Here is a 15,373-nt window from a genome sequence, read left to right as displayed (position 1 = left end):
GGCGAGGATCATGACGTCAGCGTCCGGCACGACGAAGGGAACCCACTATGGGCACGGTGATCATGCACAGCGTGACGAGCCTCGACGGCTACATCGCCGACGATCACGACGGCGTCGGTCCGCTCCACGATTGGTACTTCAACGGGGACACCCCGATCCTCTCGGAGCCGGATATCGCAGAGGGAGATCACGACCACTCGGGATCCGGGAGCGGCTTTCGCGTGTCGCCGGCGTCGGCCGAGTACGTCCGCGGATTCTGGCAGTCGATCGGCTGCATCGTGATGGGGCGGCATCTGTTCGACCTCGTCGACGGCTGGGAGGGTCGCCCGCCCGCCGGCGAGCACGTGGTCGTCGTCTCCCACCGCCCCAAGCCGGACGGCTGGCATCCCGAAGCCTCGTATCACTTCGTCGACAACATCACCGATGCGATCGCCGTGGCGCAGGATCTGGCAGGCGATCGCATCGTCGCCGTCAACGCCGGCCGCGTCGGCGGCCAGGTGTTCGCAGCCGGGCTCGTCGACCAGGTCGCGATGGACGTCGTCCCCGCCGTCTTCGGATCCGGCAGGCCGTACTTCGGAGAGATCGACGGCCCGCACCTGCTGGAGGGCCCGACGGTCGTCGTGCAGGGCGATGGAGTGCTGCACACCCTCTATACGGTGCCGGCAGACCGTCCCTGAACACCGCGCTGGATCGCGCCGCCGGGGTCGCATCGGCGGGCGGTCTTCCGACTCCTACTGGTCGTGGCGGGTGTACTTTCCCGGACGATCCTGCACCGAATGAGGCGGCGGGGCGCTGCGGTCTGCGTGGTCCGCGTCCGTGTAAGCGCCCTTGGTCTCGCGGTCCGGGCCGCCCTGCTCGGTCCGTGTGTAGCGGCCGCGCAGGGAGCGACGTGTCACGGGCTTTCCGTCGCTGTCCGTGTACCGTCCCTCATTCTGCTCGTTCGGGTCGCCATTGCCGTCTCCCCGCAGCGCTTCACTGTCCATGGTTCCTCCTCACCTGCTCCCCTCTTCGCCACGGTAGGTCCGGGACCAGTGCACCGTCACCCCCTTGACAACCGTTCGGGTCCGTTCGGGCACGGCGCCGGCCCCCTGACGCCGCACTGGATCCCGCCGTGGCCGCGGTCTCAGAATGGGACGATGAGCGACGTCCTCCACGAGACCTCCGACGGGCTGGCCGTCCGGCTGCTCGGCCAGGACACGTGGGACGCGTTCGCGGCCCTCGTCGAGGCCAACGGCGGCGTCTGGGGCGGATGCTGGTGCATGGGGTTCCACGTGAACGTCAACGACCCCGCGCGCACCGCGGAGCGGAACCGCGCTGAGAAGCGAGAACGGGTCGCCGCGGGCACCACCCACGCGGCGCTGGTGTTCGACCGCGACGCCTGCGTGGGGTGGTGCCAGTTCGGCAGCCCGGCCGAGGTGCCGCGAATCAAGAGCAGCCGCGCATACGAGAAGGGCCTCACGACACTCCCCGAGTGGCGGGTCACCTGCTTCTTCACGGGCAAGGGCCACCGCAAGCGAGGCGTCGCGTCGGCTGCCCTCGGCGGCGCGCTGACGGCCATCGCGGATCTCGGCGGCGGCACCGTGGAGGGCTACCCCGAGGAGACCGACGACCGTCGCGTCTCCGGATCCTTCCTGCACACCGGGACCATGCCGACGTTCGAGAAGCACGGATTCCGCCGCGTGCGCGCCATCTCACCGCACCGGTGCGTGGTCGCTCGGATCGTCGAGACCACTTGATCCCGCGGGTGGCACCTACCGCCGGGGTCAGTCCCGGGCTTCGAAATGCGCAAGCCAGCCGGCCAGGGTCGCCTCCAGCGCCTTCCGCTCCGAGGCCGGCACCATCGCCAGCAGCCGCTGCTCGTTCGCGACGTGATCGGCGAAGGCGGCGTCGATCAGCTCCCTGCCCTTCGTCGTCAGCGCCACGACCCGGCCGCGTCCGTCTCCGGATCCGGCCCGCCGAGTGACGAGCCCGGCGCCCTCCAGCCGGTCCAGGCGCTTCGACATCCCGCCGCTCGTGATCATGGTCGAGGCCGCCAGGTCCGTGGGGCTCGCCTCGTACGGCCGGCCGGAACGGCGCAGCGCGGCCATCACGTCGAAGTCGCCCTCCGACAGCCCGTATTCGCGATAGACGGCGACGAGCTCCTCGGTCAGCGCCAGCGCCAGCCGGTGCAGGCGCCCGATCGTGCCGATCGGGGTCACGTCGAGATCGGGGCGCTCCCGCCGCCACGCCTGCTGGATCCGCGTCACCTGGTCGTCGATCTCCGTCATCCCTTCACTATATCTTCCGTGGAAGCTATAGTGTCTTCCATGGAAACTAATTGGCGCTGGTTCGTCGTCGCGATGATCGCTCCGATCGCCTGGGGCAGCACCTACTTCGTCACGCGCGAATGGCTCCCCGACTCGCCGATCTGGGGTGCCGCCATCCGCGCGCTGCCCGCCGGGCTGCTGCTCCTGGCCCTGGTCCGACGGCTCCCCCGGGGCTCCTGGTGGTGGAAGTCCGCCGTGCTGGGCACCCTCAACGTCGGGGCCTTCTTCGTGCTCGTCTACGCCGCGGCGCAGCTGCTGCCCACGAGCATCGCGTCGACGATCATGGCGACCTCCTCCGTCGCGATCGCCCTCGCGGCCTGGGCGATCCTGCGTGAACGACCGGGAATCCTGCGCCTGCTCGGCGCCTTCGTCGGCATCGGCGGCGTCGCGCTGATGCTGCTCGGCACCACGAACTCCGTCGACCCTCGCGGCGTGATCGCCTCGATCGCCGCGATGGCGATGTCGTCGATCGGGTTCATCCTCGCCAAGCGCTGGAACGCCGAGGTCGGGATCCTCCCGTCCACCGCCTGGCAGCTCGTCTTCGGAGGCCTCGCACTCATCCCGTTCGCGGCCGTCGTCGAGGGCCCGCCGCCCGTGGTCGACGGCGCGGGTCTGGCCGCGTACGGCTACCTGACCCTGGTCGCGACCGCCGTCGCCAACGTCGCGTGGTTCGCAGCGCTCAAGCACCTGCCCTCCGGCACCGTCGGTCTCGTCGGTCTGCTCAACCCGGTCACCGGCGTGCTGCTCGGCGTGCTCGTGGCCGGCGAGGTGCTCGAGGGGCGGCAGCTCGCCGGACTGGCGCTGGTCCTGATCGGCATCGCCGCGCCACTCGTGCTGGACGGGTTCGCGGCGCGACGACGGCGAGCGCGCGCCGCAGCAGCGCTCCCGTCCGCCACGTCGTCCCTCGTCAGCTCGCTCTGGGATCTGTTGACAGGGACGACTCGAGGCGTGAAGGAGTTCGCGCCCCCGCCCCGGGGGAGATAGACGCACCATCAAGACGCGAGCCGCACAGAGAATCCCCAGATCTGGGGTGAAATCGATATTCGAAAACATAGAAGAAATGTTCGATTCTTGGTAGAATCGGAGCATGACCAGCACCCTCGATCCGCTTCTGGAAGCCACCCGGCTTCTGGCGGCGGCGTGGGGTGAGGCAGTGTCTGGGTCGGAGTTGTCGCGGGCGCAGCTGGTGGCGGTGAACGACGCGCTGGGCCTGGTGAAGCGAACCGCGGACGGCGTGCATGCGGAGGTCGCGGCGGGGATCGCGTACGAGTCCCGGCGCGAGTTGGGTCCGGACAGCCTGGCGAAGCAGCAGGGATACCGGAGCCCGGCGCAGCTGATTGCCACGACCACGGGCGCATCGACCGGGGATGCGGTCCGGCTGGTGAAGGTCGGGGAGGCGACCGCGCCGCGGACGAATCTGATCGGGGAGGTGCTGCCGGCGAAGTTCCCCGCCGTGCGGGAGGCGCTGGGGGCGGGGCGGATCGGGGCGGTCGCCGCGGGCATGCTGGTCGGGTTCCTGGATCGGATGATCCCGAAAGTCGGCCGGGCGATCGCCGCGGAGGCGGAAGGCCTGCTCGCCGCCAAGGCGCCCGGGCTGTCATTGGACGAGGTCCGGCGCATGATCACCCGGATGGAGGCGTACCTGGATCCGGATGGTGTCGCACCGCGCGAAGACGAGGCGCGGGCGCGGGCGTCGCTGAGCATGTTCGAACGGGACGGGATGCTGCATCTGAACGCCGTCCTGGAGCCCGCCCGGGCCGGGGCGGTGAAGACCGCGATCGAAGGATACGTGTCTGCCGAATTCGCCGCGAGGCGCGACCGCGACCCGGCCCTGGCCGAGACGGATCGGCGCACCGTGGGGCAGATCCAGGCCGACGCGCTCGTGCACTTCGCCGAGCACGCCCTCACCTGTCTGAAGAGCAAGACGTTGAACGGGGCGACTGTGATCGTCCGCGTGAACGCCGCCGACCTCGCGAACGGGACCGGGTACGGGCTCATCGACGGAATCGACCAGCCCGTCGGCATAGACACCGTGCGCCGCATGGGCGCCGGCGGGGTCGTGCAGGACTGGCTCTGCGGGCGCAACGGGGAGATCCTGCACTGGGGACGACGCCGACGCCTGTTCACCGACCCACAGAAACTCGCCCTGCGAGAACGCGACGGCGGATGCGCGTTCTGCGGACTCCCACCCGGGATGACGAAGGCCCACCACATCGCCTGGTGGAAACGCGACCACGGCAAAACCGACCTCAGTAACGGGGTCCTGCTGTGCGCGACCTGCCATCACCTCATCCACGACAACGACTGGACCATCCGCATCGACGGCACCGGGATCAGAGCCAACGTCTGGTTCCTGCCACCACCCGGCACCAACAGTCCACCCCGCCTCGGCGGACGCGCCCGCACCGAATACGTCGCCTGATCGGCGACCCCCGGCGTCGTCGTCGGCCCCGACCCGATCCTGCTCTGCGCTAGAACGGATCGATGTGCATTCGTGCACACTCCGTCCGCCGCATATGGGCATTGTCGCAATGGCGAAGTCGTCTCAGGCTGGAGAACCGACAGACCTCTCTGATCGTGCAAAGGAGCACACATGGCGTACGAGACCGCCTCCCCCACCGGCCTGCGCCGGGTCGTGGCCGCCTCCATGGCGGGCACGGTCGTCGAATGGTACGAGTTCTTCCTCTACGCCTCGGCGTCGACGCTCGTGCTGGGCACCGTCTTCTTCCCGCCGTCGGACGACCCGTTCAGCGGCATCATCGCGGCGTTCGTCACTTACGCGATCGGCTTCATCGCCCGCCCGCTCGGCGGCATCGTGTTCGGCCACCTCGGCGACAAGTACGGGCGCAAGAAGCTGCTGCAGGCCAGCATCCTGATCATCGGCGCCGCGACGTTCCTCATCGGCTGCCTGCCGGGCTTCGCCCAGGTCGGGTACCTCGCACCGGTCCTGCTGGTGCTGCTCCGATTCGCGCAGGGCTTCGCGATCGGCGGCGAATGGGGCGGCGCCGTGCTGCTCGTCGCCGAGCACAGCCCGCGCGAGCGGCGCGGTTTCTGGGCGAGCTGGCCGCAGGCCGCGGTGCCGGTCGGCAACCTGCTCGCCACGCTCGTGCTCTTCGCACTGTCCGCGACGCTGCCGCAGGACGCATTCCTCGGTTGGGGCTGGCGCATCGCGTTCTGGCTCTCGGCCGTGATCGTGCTCATCGGCTGGTACATCCGTACCAAGGTCACCGAGGCCCCCATCTTCCTGGAGATGAAGGCGGCGCAGGAGCAGGAGGCCTCCCAGAGCTTCGGACCCCTCGAGGTCGTGCGCCGCTACCCCCGCGGCGTGCTCGTGGCGATGGGACTGCGCGTCGCGGAGAACATCCTCTACTACGTGGTGGTCACCTTCTCGATCGTCTACCTCACGCAGACCGTCAAGGAGGCGACGTCGGCGACGCTGCTCATCCTGGCCGGAGCGCACGTCGTTCATTTCCTCGTGATCCCGCTGTTCGGGCGGCTTTCCGACCGCTGGGGTCGCAAGCCGGTGTACGCGGCAGGCGCCGTGCTCGGAGCCGCCTGGGGCTTCTTCGCCTTCCCGATGATGGCCACCGCCAACCCGATCGTCATCTGGGCGGCCATCGCTCTCGGCCTCGTCTTCCACGCCGCGATGTACGCGGGTCAGCCCGCGATCATGGCGGAGATGTTCCCCACCCGGATGCGGTACTCCGGCGTCAGCCTCGGCTACCAGGTCACGTCGATCTTCGCCGGTTCGCTGGCGCCGATCATCGCAACGAGCCTGCTCGCGCAGTACAAGTCGAGCGTGCCGGTCGCGATCTACGTGGCGATCGCCTGCGCGATCACGCTGGTCGCCGTGGCCGCCGCCCGCGAGACGAAGGGGGCGGATCTGCGCGCCCTCGACGCGGACGACCGCTCGCGCCTAGCACAGCAGACCAGATCCGTGGATCCCGCCGTCTCACGACACTGAGAGCAAAACGCGAAAGGCCGCCGGCGCTGCGATGCCGGCGGCCTTTCGCATGAGCGTCCCGCGGGCGACGTCCGGAGGGAACGGCTCAGACCGCGAGCGGCCGCGACGCTCCGACGGCGGTCGCCGGAGCCTCCATCGTGATGTCGAGATCGCGCATGACCACGACGTGATCGAGCACGGCCGACCCTCGCGGCAGCGCATCGAAGAACGACGAGTGCACGCTGTGCGCCTGGGCCGCCTCCACCGCCCATTCCTCCGCGGCGAGCGCGACCGCCTCCAGGGTGCGACCGTCGTGACCGAGCGACCAGCCGATCCGCCCGGAGCGGTAGAACGCCGACGCCTCGTCCACCGAGCCGAAGAAGGCGCTCGTCCAGGCACCGCCGACCTCGACGTCCGCATCGAGATGCTCCCCCGAGGCGTCCATGCCCATGGCGTAGCGGCCACCGTGCTCGTCGACGGCGAATCGCGCGCGGCGGTGCACCCCGGGGAACAGCCGGCCTCCGAACAGCACCGGATGCCAGGCCGAGCTGTGGCGCTCCAGGATGAACACGCCCGTGCGCACGGTGTCGCCCTCATCCCACTCCACCGCGATCCGATGCGCAGCGTTCTCGGAACGCAGACCGAGACGTGCCGAGAACCAGCGAGGCCGGATCGCGTCGAGCCCGAGCACGCAGAAGCCTCCGATGGCCTGCCCGTCGATCAGCTGCGGGCGCAGCGGTGCGGGCACGAGCGTCCGTGCGATGTCGGGATCGAGCCGGTAGCTCACGAGCAGGCGGCGGCGCAGGTGCGCCTTCACTCCGGGCACGACACTCACGCCGTCACCGCCGAGTGCTCGCCGGTGCCGCCGGGATCACCATCGGACGGGCGCCGCTTTCGCACCTCCCGCAGCACGATCTGTTCGGGGCAGACCGTGGACAGGAAGTCGCCGATCGACAGGGCGAGCCGGTCGCCGGCGAGGGAGTAGAGGATCCGGTTCGCGTCACGCCGCTCGACGATCAGGCCGGCACCACGGAGGATCCGCAGATGCCGGGAGATCGTCGGACCGCTCACCGCGAACCGCGCCGCGATCTCCCCTGCCGCCTGCTCCCCGTCCTTCAGATCCTGCAGGATCTGCCGCCGGGTCGGATGGGCCAGTGCCTCGAACGCGCTGTTCTCCGCTTCGCTCATGAGCGCAATCTAGCACCTGAGCTAAATAGCGAACAATGCACTGCTCACGCATCCACCGCACGGACACCGCCGAACCGCCCGGCGAGGAACGGACGGTACGACGCGGAGTGGTCGTGTCCGCAGGCGCAGCGTTCGACGTCGCCGTGCAGCAGCTCGCGGGGCGTCTGCCCGGTGAGGCGAAAGCACTCTCGGCTCAAATGCGCCTGGTCCGCATACCCGGCGTCCACCGCCAGGCCGGCGATGCCGTCGACGCCGACGCGTCCGCTGGGCGTCGCGCCAGCCTGGGCGAGGGCGAGGAACCCCTGGAACCGAAGGGTGCGCTGCAGCACCTTGGGGCTGAGCCCGACCACGCTCAGCGATCGCCGCCGCAGCTGACTCTCCGACAGCCCCACGTCTGCGGCGACCGCGCCGACCTCGACCGGACGCCAGGGCATCAGCGCCTCGACCGCGGCGCGCAGCAGAGGATCAGCCGCCCTGCCGACCCGGAATCGCTGCAGCAGGAACGCCTCGAGCAGAGCGATCCCTCGGTCGACGGCGCCGGACGCGGCGACATCGTCGAGCAGACGTTCGGCAAGGTCGCCCCACACCTCCACAAGGGGCACGCTCTGGTCGACGAGCTCCTCGAGCGGCATCGGCAACGGCGGTGCACCGCCCGGGCGGAACCGCACGCCGAGGATCGTGGTGCCCGGCGGGATGACCTCGAGCCGATGCCCCGTGAGCGGGCCGAGCAGCCGCGCCGGCCCGCCGACCGCCACGTGGATCTCCACCCCACCGGTGGGCAGATGACGGTGGACGGCGGGCGCGTCGCCGACGTGCTGCACCCAGATCGTGCGCACCACCCCGGCGAGCGCCGCACTCGGCGCCCGCTCGCGGTAGGTGTCGGCCATCGCGCCTCAGTTCTCCTTGGGGAACGCCGCTCGCGTCTGGCGGCGGTTCAGCAGAACGGCGATCGCGACGATCAGGATCCCGATGAGCCCCTGCTCGATCTTCATCCAGATCGGGTACCCCGAGTCCGGCGAGACGATGATCAGGCCGATCCCGATCGGCGCGATGATCGAGATCCACCGCATCCGCGTGAAGGCCCGACGGCTGCCGCGCGCCGCCGCCCTCGTCACGACGACGAACACGAGGCTCGCCACCGCGACGACCGATCCGCGCAGCCACACCACCCAGTTCACCTCGGCGGGGTCGACGATCGCAAGGACCGCCGCGGCGGCCAGAGCGATCACCGACACCGCGGCGCACAGCCACCACAGCCGGCGCACGGTGTCGAGCGTCGGGCGGACCGCAGCGAGGCGGTCGACGGTGAGAGTCATGATCAAGCTCCTCCTTCCGGGCGAGTGGCCCGGTGATACAGGGCGACGATCTCGTCGATCGCCACCGCGGTCGCCGCCTCCCCCGACGGCATGGTCATCGCGAATGCGTCGATGGTGGCGCGGATGGAGCGCGCCATCACCAGCGTGTCGAAGACGCGGAACTCGCCCGCCTCCTGCCCCTGCGCGAGAAGCAGCGAGAGCAGCAGCGCCGACGTGTCCTCACGAAGGCCGTTGTCCGCCCGCGGGGCGTTGCGGATGACCTCGATCACGGCGCGCGCGGCCAGCCGGTTGTCGGCGAGGAAGCGCAGGTTGGACCTGAGGTACCCCGCGAGCTTGCCCGCCCACGTCGGCTCCGCCTCCATCGCGGGGACCATGACGGCGGCAGCCTGCTGCACGACGTGCTCGACGAGCGCGCCCATGAGCGCGGCCTTGTCGGCGAAGTGATACGAGATCATGCGAGTACTGCTGAGCTCGGCGACCTCCCGGATCCGGGCGAACGACGCGGCCGCGAACCCCTGCTCCGCGAGCACCCGCATCGTCGCCTCGATGATCTCGGCGCGGCGCTCCTGCGTCGTGCGGTAACTGCGCGTCGGTGTCATGGGTCCATAATTACTCAATTGAGTAATTTAAGCAAGGATCAATGGATCCCCGGTCAGCGGGCGTTCTCGCGCCGCCACTCGACGTAGTGCGCAACCGCGCCGGACAGATCGAACGCAGGCTCGAAGCCGGTCTCCGTGCGCATCCGGGTGACGTCGAGGTACGGCGCGTCCTCCACTGTCGCCGTCGGTGCGGTCGACTCGATCCCCGCTCCGGGCAGCGCGGCGTTCAGCGCGTCGACGAGCTGGCGAGCGGTGAACGGAACGCCGCTCGACACGTTGTACGCGGTGTGCGCGAGCGAGGGCGCCGTCATGAGCAGCGCGATCGCGCGACCAGAATCCGGCGCGTAACCGAAGTCCCCGGCGCCGGCGGGCAGCGGGCGCGGACGCTCGCCGCGCAGCACGGCGCTCACCGTCGACGGCACCGGATTGAACGGCGATTCCGGATCCATCAGCGGCCCCCAGGTGCTGCCGATCCGCAGCAGCACCGGCTGCACACCCGTGCCCGACAGAGCGAACAGGGTCAGCGGCTCGACCGCCTTCTTGAAGGCCGCGATCGGATGCGGCGGGACGGCGAGCGGCAATGCGAGGCCCTCCGTCCACGGTCGCTCCTCGCGCCCCTCGTAGGAGCTGATGCTGCCGGCGACCGCGAACCGGTTGACGCCCCAGGTCCGCGCGGCCTCGAGCGCGGCGAACAATGCCGCCGAATCGCGCCGGAAGTACGGGATCGGATCCGGTTCCGGAATGCTGCCGGCGAGATGCACGACGCCGCCGATGCTGTACCGGTCGCCGAGCGCGAGGAACGCATCGCGGTCGGCCACGTCCACGGTCTCGACGATGACCCGGCCGGCGAGGAACGAGGGCACGTCGGAGCGCCGATGCGCGGTGATCACCACCTCCTCGCCCAGGTCGGCCAGCGCGGCCGCGGTGTGCGCGCCGATCATCCCGAGACCGCCCGTGACGAGGATCATCGTGCGCCCTCCCCCACCGCGGCGCCTCCGGCGTGCTCGACGAGATAGTGCAAGTGCGTGACGTCGGGTGCGGCCACCACCTCGTGGATCCGCAGCGCGATGTGCTGCGGAAGCTCGTGGAAGAACCGACGGCCGGCGCCCAGCAGCACGGGCACCTGGTGCAGGATGAGCTCGTCGACGAGCCCCGCCTTGAGCGCCTCCGTGGCGAGGACGCCGCCCATGAGCCCCACGTCCTTGCCGTCGGCGAGGGCCTTCGCCGTGTCCACCGCGTCGGCGAGCCCCGTGCTCACGATGGTCTGACGCGCGTTCGCCGGCGGGAACGCCTCATGCGAGAGCACGACGAGCGGAGCGGTGGGATGCGGCGCCCCGCCGGCGAAGTCATCGGAGTCGGCGTACGTGGTGCGCCCGGCCAGGCTCGCGCCGACGCGCGACGCGAGCGCATCGAACACCCGCGCGCTCGGGGCGGACAGCCGGAACCCGGCGAACACGGTGCTCGGCACGTCGCCGCTGCCGTACCAGTCGAACAGCACCCCGCCGTCGCCGAGTCCGTGCCCGGGGCGCGGATCGCGGCCCGTGATGAATCCGTCGACGGAGACGGACAGACCGCAGATGACCTTGCTCATGATCGAACCTCCTGCTCGTGGATGACTCCGACGATAGAAAGGACCACCGGGCAGGCGATTGAACAGAACGCGCATGAGGAAGGGCCGGAGATCCGCGTGGGGATCATCCGGCCCTTCGTCAGCGACGCGTCAGGACCACTGCGTGGACAGCGGGATCCGGATCTGCTTCATCCACTCTTTGCGCTGGAAGTCGCGCGCCTTGATCGTCACGGAGGTGGCGCCGACCTCGACCTGGAGACCCTGGTTGAACCCGCCGGGCACGACGGACTCGCCACCCGAGCCGTTGTCGGTCCAGCCGGTCTGGATGGCGCCGGTGTTCACCACGTTGAAGCCGTCGAGGTTGCCCGTGCCCGCGACGATCCGGCGCGCGTACCAGTCGGAGAGCGCCAGATCCCAGTGCGTGTGCCCGGTGAACAGGAACACGTCGGGGTGGCGACCCAGCAGATCAAGCACACGGTCGGTCTGGAGGTAGTCGGACATGTAGAGCTTGTTCCGAGAGCCCGAGACCGTGTTCGGCAGCGGGTGGTGGCTGATCACCATGACGGGGCGCTTGCGGTCGCGCCAGTACCAGAGCCTGTCCTCGAGCCAGGCGAACTGCGCATCGCTCATCCACACCTCATCCCAGAGGGTGGTGTCGTGGTAGTGCATGTACTTCTCGGTGCCGATCATCAGCACGGGCACGTCGCCGAAGACCTGCTCGTTGTAGATCGTGCTGCGACCGGCGAAGTTGTAGAAGCTCTTGAAGAGCGAGTCCTCCGTGGTGCCGTTCGGCCAGGTGGCCTGGGCCAGCGTGTTCGGGTCGGGGTACTTCGGCACGTAGAACTCGTGGTTGCCGATCGCCCAGGCGAGCGACTTCGGCGCGGGGTTCGCGGCGAGCACCTTGCTCACCTTCGCGTATTCGAAGTCGTAGCCGCGCGGGGTGATGTCTCCGGCGATCGCGATGCCCTTGCCGCCCGGGTTGATCTGCGCGATGTCCTGCAGCGCCACGGCGAAGTCGGCGAGATCGCCCTGGATGTCGCTGATGACGTTGAAGGTGGTGACGGATCCGCCACCGTTGCCGTTTCCGTTTCCGTTGTTGCCCTGTCCGTTGCCGTTGCCCGGCCCCGTGCCGTTGCCGTTACCGGCGGGCAGCAGCCGCGCCGAGGCCGATGCGGCCGACTCCACGGCGAGGAGCGCTCCGGCCGCGGCGCCGGAGGTGATGAGTGAGCGTCGAGAGATCACGATGGTCCTTTGCTGTCCGAGGATCGGCTGTCGCTTTCGAGATCAGCAAAGACACCCGAACAGCGCGTGAACGGACGGCGACATCACGGCCTCGATCCGCCGGTTCAGTCGAATCGCCGCGCCGAGTGTGCGCACTGGGCCGGATCCCGCGAGGACCCGCGCTCCACGCAAGGATGCCGGGCGCCCCTTGGGGAGCGCCCGGCATCCTTGTTCAGCCGTGTGGAGGAGTCGGATCCGGCTCAGCCGTCGGAACCGGCCGCCTTGGTGGTCACCTTCGTGCCGGCGTCCTTGTTGGCCTTCTGCGCGTACTCGTTCGTGAACGTCTTGCTCAGGTCGATCTTGGAGGTGTCCAGGCCGAGCTGCTTCTCCATGTCGAGCACCGTCTTCGGGCCGCCGGCGGGCATGATGCCGTCGGGCAGGAACTGGCCCTTGTCGGTGGTGAGACCGGCGATGTACTGGTCCTTGGTGATCGTGGAGTTGTTGACGTACTCGGCGGGCAGCTTGTTCGCGATGTCGGCCGCGGAGTGCTCGTCGATCCAGTGCATCGTGGCGACCAGGGCGTTGACGACCCGCTGCGTGGCGTCCTTGTGCTTGTTCACGTAGGACGCGTTGCCGATGAGGCCGGCTGCAGGCCACGCCCCGCCGAGCGCCTTCTGCGCGCCCTCGGTGCTGGCGAGGTCGACGACGGAGTGCGCGACGTTCTGCGAGGTGAGCGCCGTCACGGTCGGCTGCGTGGTCATCGCGCAGTCCGCGGAGCCCTGCTTGAGAGCGGCGATCGCCGTCGCGCCGGCGTGCACGGCGACGGTCTGGTAGTCGCTCGTGGACACCCCGCCCTTGTGCGCGATGAACTGGGTGAGCTTGTCGGTGCCCGAGCCCAAGTCGGTGACGCCCATGTTCTTGCCCTTGATGTCGGACGCGCTCTTCACGCCGCTCTTGTCGGTGCACATCAGGCGCTCACCGGGGGCACCGGACAGTTGCACGACGTCGATGACCTCCTTGCCCTTCGGCTGCAGCTCGATCGTGTGGTTGTACCAGGCGCCCGCGAAGTCGACCTGGCCGGAGATCATCGCGTCCTCGGCGCCGACGCCGCCGTTCTGCTCCGTGGAGAGCTCGACGTTCACGCCGAACTTCTTGTAGAAGCCGAGCTGGTCGGCGAGCTTGTACGGCAGGTAGATCTGCTTGTCGATGCCGCCGACCATGATCTTCACGGTCTCAGGGGTGCCGTTGCCGGCCGCCGTGGTGCTGGATCCGGAGGATCCGGATGTGCCGCCACTGCAGCCTGCGAGACCGAGCATCAGTGCTCCGGCCGCCGCGACGGCGACGATGCCGCGCTTGTTCATGTGGGTTTCCTTTCGTTGCGCCGATCGGGCCGGCGTTCCTGGTGAGGAGGGATTGCGAGGGGAGGGGGTTCAGATCGACGAGGCTTCGGACCGCGTCGGCGGGCGCCAGCGCAGCACCCGCTTCTCGAGCAGCGAGATCAGGTACTCGGCGACGAGGGTGAAGACGGCGATGATGACCATGCAGGCGAACACCGTGTTCGGGTCGAAGGATCCCTGCGCCTGGCTGATGATGAGGCCGATGCCGCGCTGCGCGCCGAGCACCTCTGCCACCAGCGCGCCGATGATGGCGAAGCCGAACGCGGTGTGCAGGCTCGCGATGATCCACGTCATCGCGGAGGGGATCGTGACGTGACGGGCGACCTGCAGGGGCGATGCCCCGAGCACCCGCACGTTCGAGACGAGGTTCGGATCCACTTCCCGCACGCCCTGGAAGGCGTTGAAGAAGACGGCGAAGAACACCAGCACCGCGGCCAGGAGCACCTTGGCGGGCATTCCGAGACCGAACGCGACGATGAAGATCGAGCCGAGCACGATGCGCGGGATCGCGTTGATGATCTTGATGTACGGACCGCACACCTCTGCCAGATACCGGTTGCTGCCGAGCAGGATGCCGGCGATCATGCCGGCGAGCGTGCCGACCGCGAAGCCCAGCAGCGCCTCCTGCACCGTGACCCAGAGGTTCTCCCAGATGGATCCGAAAGCCGTACCCACGGTGAACAGGTGCACCAGGCTGTCCCACACGGCGGAGGGCTGGCCGAAGAAGAACTTGTCCACCCAGCCCATGGCCGTGAACAGCTGCCAGCCGCCGAGCACGACGACGGCGAGCCCGATCCGGCCGACCCACACCCAGACGGTGTGGCGGCGGCGGGCGCGACGTCCCGCGGCCTGCAGTTCGGCCTCGCTCTGCTCGGGTGCGCTCAGCGGGTTCGTGTAGGGACGTCCGGCGGCGTCCGCGGACACCCGCACGGTCGCGGCGGTCATGCTGCCACCGCCGCGGTCTGGGCGTACGCACGGTCGACCTCTTCGCGCAGGGACTCCCAGATCTGACCCTGAAGCTCGAGGAAGCGACCCTCGTGGCGGATCTGCTGCACGTCGCCGCGGGGGCGGGGCAGGTCGATGTCGAACACGTTCTTCACGGTGCCGGGGCTCGAAGTCATGATGACGACGCGGTCGGCGAGCGCGACGGCCTCGTCCAGGTCGTGCGTGATGAACAGCACCGACGGCCGCAGCTCTTCCCACAGCTGCAGCAGCTCGGTCTGCATGATCGCCTTGGTCTGCACGTCCAGCGCGCCGAACGGCTCGTCCATGAGCAGGATCCGCGGCCGGTTGATGAGCGCCGCCGCCATCGCGACGCGCTTGCGCATGCCGCCGGAGAGCTGGTGCGGGTAGCGGTCCTCGAAACCGGCGAGCCCGACGCGGCGCAGCCAGTCGAGGGCCAGCACCGTGGCCTCCTTCTTCGGCATGCCGGTGAGCACCGGGCCGACCATGACGTTGTTCAGCACGGTCTTCCACGGGAACAGCGAGTCCGCCTGGAACATGTAGCTGACGCCCTGCGTGATGCCGTCGACGATGCGACCGCCGACGCTGACGGATCCGGCCGACGGCTTCTCGAGGCCCGAGACCTGCGCGAGCGTGGTCGACTTGCCGCAGCCGGTCGGCCCGACGATCGCGCAGAACTGACCCGGCTCGACCGTCAGCGTCACATCGCGGATCGCGGTGAAGGTGTCGCCCTTCGGGGTGAGGAAGCGCTTGGTGAGGCCGACGATCTCGATGCCGGCGGCGGGTCCGCCGACATCGGGGGCGCGGCCGGCGCCTGGGGAACGTGTATCGCTCATGGCACGAAGACCTCTCTGTCTGTGTCTGCTCGCC

The 15,373-nt window shown here is 69.3% G+C and carries 18 protein-coding genes; 5 read left to right on the top strand and 13 right to left on the bottom strand.

From position 1 onward, the window contains the following. Positions 1-47 precede the first annotated feature (47 nt). Complete coding sequence (locus tag AC1DCT_RS13185) at positions 48-677, top strand: dihydrofolate reductase family protein (RefSeq protein WP_477429720.1); 630 nt, start codon at positions 48-50, stop codon at positions 675-677. Positions 678-731: 54 nt separating this feature from the next. Here AC1DCT_RS13185 and AC1DCT_RS13180 read toward each other — a convergent pair whose 3' ends face one another. Next, positions 732-983 (bottom strand): hypothetical protein, encoded by a 252-nt coding sequence (locus AC1DCT_RS13180; protein WP_477429718.1) that lies wholly within the window; start codon positions 981-983, stop codon positions 732-734. 153 nt (positions 984-1,136) lie between these two features. Between AC1DCT_RS13180 and AC1DCT_RS13175 the strand changes: the two genes are divergently transcribed. Further along, positions 1,137-1,736, top strand: a complete 600-nt coding sequence (locus AC1DCT_RS13175; RefSeq protein WP_477429717.1) for a GNAT family N-acetyltransferase — start codon at positions 1,137-1,139, stop codon at positions 1,734-1,736. A 27-nt stretch (positions 1,737-1,763) separates the two neighbouring features. Here AC1DCT_RS13175 and AC1DCT_RS13170 read toward each other — a convergent pair whose 3' ends face one another. Then, on the bottom strand, positions 1,764-2,267 hold the full coding sequence (locus tag AC1DCT_RS13170; RefSeq protein ID WP_477429715.1) for a MarR family winged helix-turn-helix transcriptional regulator: 504 nt from the start codon (positions 2,265-2,267) through the stop codon (positions 1,764-1,766). 39 nt (positions 2,268-2,306) lie between these two features. On the opposite strand from AC1DCT_RS13170, the gene AC1DCT_RS13165 reads away from it, so the two are divergent. The 3 genes from AC1DCT_RS13165 (at position 2,307) to AC1DCT_RS13155 (ending at position 6,270) form a co-directional block, all read left to right on the top strand. Beyond that, a complete protein-coding gene (locus AC1DCT_RS13165) occupies positions 2,307-3,290 on the top strand; it encodes a DMT family transporter (RefSeq protein WP_477429713.1) in 984 nt (327 codons plus the stop codon). A gap of 103 nt (positions 3,291-3,393) precedes the next feature. Then, positions 3,394-4,728 (top strand): DUF222 domain-containing protein, encoded by a 1,335-nt coding sequence (locus tag AC1DCT_RS13160; RefSeq protein WP_477429711.1) that lies wholly within the window; start codon positions 3,394-3,396, stop codon positions 4,726-4,728. A gap of 171 nt (positions 4,729-4,899) precedes the next feature. Further along, complete coding sequence (locus AC1DCT_RS13155; protein ID WP_440734980.1) at positions 4,900-6,270, top strand: MFS transporter; 1,371 nt, start codon at positions 4,900-4,902, stop codon at positions 6,268-6,270. Between the two features lie 85 nt (positions 6,271-6,355). Here the strand turns inward: AC1DCT_RS13155 and AC1DCT_RS13150 are convergent, their stop codons facing one another. The 11 genes from AC1DCT_RS13150 to AC1DCT_RS13100 form a co-directional block, all read right to left on the bottom strand. Continuing rightward, complete coding sequence (locus AC1DCT_RS13150) at positions 6,356-7,084, bottom strand: DUF2071 domain-containing protein (protein WP_441978335.1); 729 nt, start codon at positions 7,082-7,084, stop codon at positions 6,356-6,358. Next, the gene (locus AC1DCT_RS13145; RefSeq protein ID WP_441978334.1) at positions 7,081-7,437 is read right to left on the bottom strand and encodes a metalloregulator ArsR/SmtB family transcription factor; all 357 of its coding nucleotides are present in this window, start codon (positions 7,435-7,437) and stop codon (positions 7,081-7,083) included. Before AC1DCT_RS13145 ends, AC1DCT_RS13150 begins: the two co-directional genes overlap by 4 nt. Positions 7,438-7,481: 44 nt before the next feature. Beyond that, complete coding sequence (locus AC1DCT_RS13140; RefSeq protein WP_441978333.1) at positions 7,482-8,324, bottom strand: DUF6597 domain-containing transcriptional factor; 843 nt, start codon at positions 8,322-8,324, stop codon at positions 7,482-7,484. 6 nt (positions 8,325-8,330) lie between these two features. Beyond that, on the bottom strand, positions 8,331-8,753 hold the full coding sequence (locus AC1DCT_RS13135; RefSeq protein WP_440734977.1) for a hypothetical protein: 423 nt from the start codon (positions 8,751-8,753) through the stop codon (positions 8,331-8,333). Positions 8,754-8,755: 2 nt separating this feature from the next. Continuing rightward, positions 8,756-9,352: a TetR/AcrR family transcriptional regulator gene (locus AC1DCT_RS13130; RefSeq protein WP_477429708.1), complete on the bottom strand. Its 597-nt coding sequence runs from the start codon at positions 9,350-9,352 to the stop codon at positions 8,756-8,758. A gap of 53 nt (positions 9,353-9,405) precedes the next feature. Next, the gene (locus AC1DCT_RS13125; RefSeq protein ID WP_477429706.1) at positions 9,406-10,320 is read right to left on the bottom strand and encodes an NAD-dependent epimerase/dehydratase family protein; all 915 of its coding nucleotides are present in this window, start codon (positions 10,318-10,320) and stop codon (positions 9,406-9,408) included. Then, positions 10,317-10,943: a dihydrofolate reductase family protein gene (locus AC1DCT_RS13120; RefSeq protein WP_477429704.1), complete on the bottom strand. Its 627-nt coding sequence runs from the start codon at positions 10,941-10,943 to the stop codon at positions 10,317-10,319. The genes AC1DCT_RS13125 and AC1DCT_RS13120 overlap by 4 nt, the downstream gene beginning before the upstream one ends. Positions 10,944-11,072: 129 nt before the next feature. Next, the gene (locus AC1DCT_RS13115) at positions 11,073-12,164 is read right to left on the bottom strand and encodes a metallophosphoesterase family protein (protein ID WP_477429702.1); all 1,092 of its coding nucleotides are present in this window, start codon (positions 12,162-12,164) and stop codon (positions 11,073-11,075) included. Between the two features lie 239 nt (positions 12,165-12,403). Beyond that, the gene (locus AC1DCT_RS13110) at positions 12,404-13,504 is read right to left on the bottom strand and encodes an ABC transporter substrate-binding protein (protein ID WP_477230554.1); all 1,101 of its coding nucleotides are present in this window, start codon (positions 13,502-13,504) and stop codon (positions 12,404-12,406) included. 69 nt (positions 13,505-13,573) lie between these two features. Next, entirely contained in the window at positions 13,574-14,485 is a 912-nt protein-coding gene (locus AC1DCT_RS13105) for an ABC transporter permease (RefSeq protein WP_477429700.1), read from the bottom strand. Then, positions 14,482-15,339 (bottom strand): ABC transporter ATP-binding protein, encoded by an 858-nt coding sequence (locus AC1DCT_RS13100; protein ID WP_477429698.1) that lies wholly within the window; start codon positions 15,337-15,339, stop codon positions 14,482-14,484. Before AC1DCT_RS13100 ends, AC1DCT_RS13105 begins: the two co-directional genes overlap by 4 nt. Between the last annotated feature and the right edge of the window lie 34 nt (positions 15,340-15,373).

The sequence above is a fragment of the Microbacterium sp. 10L49 genome (genome assembly GCF_056395125.1).
This window is presented reverse-complemented; position numbering and strand designations above follow the sequence as displayed.